This window comes from Leucobacter sp. G161 (assembly GCF_001482305.1).
GTDB lineage: Bacteria > Actinomycetota > Actinomycetes > Actinomycetales > Microbacteriaceae > Leucobacter.
On sequence record NZ_LOHP01000095.1, the window covers coordinates 1 to 633 of the forward strand.

At 64.8% G+C, this 633-nt stretch carries 1 protein-coding gene and 1 rRNA gene; one reads left to right on the forward strand and one right to left on the reverse strand.

Features of this window, described 5'->3' with window-relative positions:
- The coding region (locus tag AUL38_RS17465; RefSeq protein ID WP_201023776.1) for a hypothetical protein at window positions 1-443 on the forward strand (443 nt) is incomplete at its 5' end.
- A 111-nt stretch (window positions 444-554) separates the two neighbouring features.
- Here the strand turns inward: AUL38_RS17465 and rrf are convergent.
- A 5S ribosomal RNA gene (gene rrf / locus AUL38_RS15925) occupies window positions 555-633 on the reverse strand; the annotation flags it as partial.

Below are 633 nucleotides of genomic sequence, written 5' to 3' on the forward strand. Positions count from 1 at the left end.
CGGCCACCGCGGTCATCCCGGAACGGCTTGCGGTCGCGATCGTTGCGGTCGTAGCCGCCGGTGCGGGGCTTGTCGCCACCGCGGTAGGGAGCCCGGTCGTTGCCGGGACGATCGCTGCGGTCACCACGGTATGCGGGGCGATCTCCGCCACCCGAGCGATCGTTGCGATCGCCGCGGTAGGGGGCACGCTCGCCATTGGCGGGACGGTCTCCGCGATACGGAGCACGCTCGCCACCCGACGGGCGGTCACCGCGGTAGGGGCGCTGCTCGTCACGGCCACCGCGGTCATCGCGGAACGGCTTACGGTCGCCGCGGTCGTTGCGTGGGGCGCGGTCGCTACGGTCGTAACCGCCGCCGCGGGGCTTATCACCATCAGAACGACGGGGTCGCCCGGAATCCTCGGGTCGGTCCTTACGGTCGTTCATATGGTGCTCCCTATGTGATTGTTGTCTCTCAGAGACGGTACTGCTTAGTTTACAAAATGAAAAAGGGGCTGCTCAGACGAACTGACCAAACATGGTCGAATTCATCTGAACAACCCCTTCATAAAGATTGTTCGGCGGTGTCCTACTCTCCCACGAGGTCCCCCTCGCAGTACCATCGGCGCTGTCAGCCTTAGCTTCCGGGTTCGGA